Origin of the sequence: Pseudomonas sp. Ga0074129 (genome assembly GCA_001465025.1) — a bacterium.
Lineage (GTDB): Bacteria > Pseudomonadota > Gammaproteobacteria > Pseudomonadales > Pseudomonadaceae > Aquipseudomonas.
Genome location: LNDO01000002.1, coordinates 1 through 2,519 on the forward strand (window position 1 = coordinate 1; position 2,519 = coordinate 2,519).

Annotated in this window: 3 protein-coding genes; all 3 read left to right on the forward strand. The window is 54.8% G+C overall.

The genetic code is table 11. The annotated features are described in order from the left end of the window. The first annotated feature begins 132 nt into the window (after positions 1-132). A complete protein-coding gene (locus AUK77_RS00015) occupies positions 133-807 on the forward strand; it encodes a heavy metal response regulator transcription factor (protein WP_017675714.1) in 675 nt (224 codons plus the stop codon). Then, on the forward strand, positions 804-2,207 hold the full coding sequence (locus AUK77_RS00020; protein WP_296125052.1) for a heavy metal sensor histidine kinase: 1,404 nt from the start codon (positions 804-806) through the stop codon (positions 2,205-2,207). The genes AUK77_RS00015 and AUK77_RS00020 overlap by 4 nt, the downstream gene beginning before the upstream one ends. A gap of 130 nt (positions 2,208-2,337) precedes the next feature. Continuing rightward, a partial coding sequence (locus tag AUK77_RS00025; protein WP_296125054.1) for an OprD family outer membrane porin occupies positions 2,338-2,519 on the forward strand: 182 nt, incomplete at its 3' end.

The following is a 2,519-nucleotide window of genomic DNA, read 5'->3' on the forward strand; positions in this document are numbered from 1 at the left end:
AACGGATGACTTGATCGGTTTTGGTCGAATCGCCGCTTTTAAAATCGGCAAGAGCTGAAGTCGGCCGGAAATACAGGGCTACTTCAGAGCATCCCTAAAAAATACTGGCCGCACATTTTAAGGTGAATATTTATGCGAATCCTTATTGTCGAGGACGAGCCCAAGACTGCTGAGTACTTACACCAAGGCTTAAGCGAAAGTGGCTATGTAGTTGATAAGGCTGCCACGGGAGTTGACGGCCTCCATCTTGTTAGGCAACACGCTTACGATTTGGTAGTGCTTGATGTAAACCTTCCAGAAATTGATGGCTGGGGTGTGCTTGAGCATATACGCAGCAACAGCAGTACTCGCGTAATAATGCTGACCGCGCGCGGCCGCTTAGTGGATAAAATTAAAGGCCTGGATTTGGGCGCGGATGATTATTTAGTCAAACCGTTTGAGTTCCCTGAATTACTTGCGCGAATTCGTACGTTGCTACGGCGAAGCGAACAAATTCCGGTACCGGAAGTGCTGCGGGTAGCCGACCTTGAACTTGATCCGGCTAGGCACCGCGCGTTCCGTGGCGAGCAGCGTATCGATCTGACCACCAAAGAGTTTGCGTTGCTGCACCTACTGATGCGCCGCTCTGGGGAAGTGCTATCGCGCACCCAGATCATTTCGCTGGTCTGGGATATGAATTTTGACTGCGATACCAACGTCGTCGAAGTCTCCATCCGCAGGCTGCGCGCCAAAATTGATGACCCGTTCGATAACAAACTGATCCACACCCTTAGGGGTGTTGGGTACGTGCTTGAGGAGCGAGCATGAGGCCGGCCAGTCTATCCATGCGCCTTGGCCTGTCGGTCAGCGTGATGGGGGCGGCACTGGTTGTTCTGCTAGCGGCACTCGCCTACTTCGCACTGACTCATGAGTTGGACTCTTTGGCCAAGAAGAGTCTTGACGGCAAACTGGAGCAGATTCAGCACAGTCTCGCTGAAGACATGAGCGCCCATGCAATTTCCCAGCAGCCTCACGCACTGTTGGATCTGGTCATGGGACATGACAACCTGCACCTGACGATCTACGGGAAAAAGTCAGGCACAAAATTACCCCTGAATCTGGGTGAGAAATCCAGGGAGCCCATTCTTGCCAACATACCGGCAGGCGATACCCCTAGTTACCAAAGCTGGTCGGATACTGAGGGAAACAACTTCCTGACCGCATCCAAAGTGATGCTGCTCAACGATGGCGACCACGTCAGAGTCCTGCTCTCAATTGATCGATCTGCCGACGAAGCGCTGCTCAGCGCCTACCTCAAATCAACACTGATCGCACTCCCTCTTCTGCTCGCGCTGATTGGCATGGGCGCATGGTGGATCGTGCAGCGAGGCCTCTCTCCTCTCCGGCAATTTCGTCAAGTTGCCTCGCTGATCTCCACGCAGGACCTGACCCATCGGATTTCCGTCGACAAACTTCCACAAGAGCTCAGCGCGCTGGCCCACGGCATCAACTTCATGCTGCATCGACTTGATGGCGGCGTTCAGCAGCTATCGCAATTCTCTGATGACCTAGCCCATGAGTTGCGTTCGCCCATCACCAACCTGATGGGCAAAGCCCAGGTAACCCTCTCCAGAGAGCGTCCGCCAGAGGAATACAAAGCCGTACTGGAGTGCTGTACAGAGGAGCTTGAGCGCGTCGCCCGGATCGTGTCCGACATGTTGTTTCTCGCTCAAGTCAGCCACCCAGCGTCGCTAGTGCCCTTCGAGAAGATTTCTTTGGAAGACGAAGCAAGACGCGTAGTGGATCTGTTCAGCATCTCCGCTGAAGAGAAGCAGATAAGCCTGAGTATTTCCGGAGCAGGCCGAACCTTCGGTGATCGGCTGATGGTGCAGCGCGCCATTTCAAACCTTTTGTCCAATGCGATTCGGCATAGCCCTATCGGCGCAAACATCTCGCTGCTGATCGAGAAGCACAGCGAAACCGTATCGTTCTCGGTCGGAAACCCTGGTATTGGCATCCCAGCACAGCACATCCCCCATTTGTTTGAGCGCTTCTACCGCGTCGATACCAGCCGTTCTCGTGCCGAAGGGGGTACAGGGCTGGGCCTGGCAATTGTTCGCTCGATCATGAGCCTGCACCAGGGCACGGTCGAGGTCAGCAGCCTGCCAGGCAGCTTTACCGTATTCCGCTTGATCTTCCCCAAAGTCCGTAATGGTTCCTCGACCTAGTTATTGCGCGCGAACTGGCCTAGCCCCCAGCTGAGCATTGGCGCAGAGGAACCTGCCCCCCTATTCGGAGAGCACGGCATGCAGCGACGACTCCCCGATATGCCAACCCCCTGATCATGGAGAAACAACAATGAAGAAGACCCTCTTGGCAGTCGCGGTGAGTACTGGGGTACTCAGTCTCAGCCAGCCTGCGGCCGCTGACTTCTTGGCGGACAGCAAAGCTGGTCTGGAAGCGCGCAACTTCTATTTCAATCGTGATTTCCGCCAAGACTCAGCTAGCCAGTCAAAGCAGGAGGAATGGGCCCAGGGCTT

Bases quoted from the DNA above. Each gene is read 5' to 3' on its own strand.
- AUK77_RS00020 (WP_296125052.1), top strand. From the start codon at position 804: ATGAGGCCGGCCAGTCTATCCATGCGCCTTGGCCTGTCGGTCAGCGTG.
- AUK77_RS00015 (WP_017675714.1), top strand. From the start codon at position 133: ATGCGAATCCTTATTGTCGAGGACGAGCCCAAGACTGCTGAGTACTTA.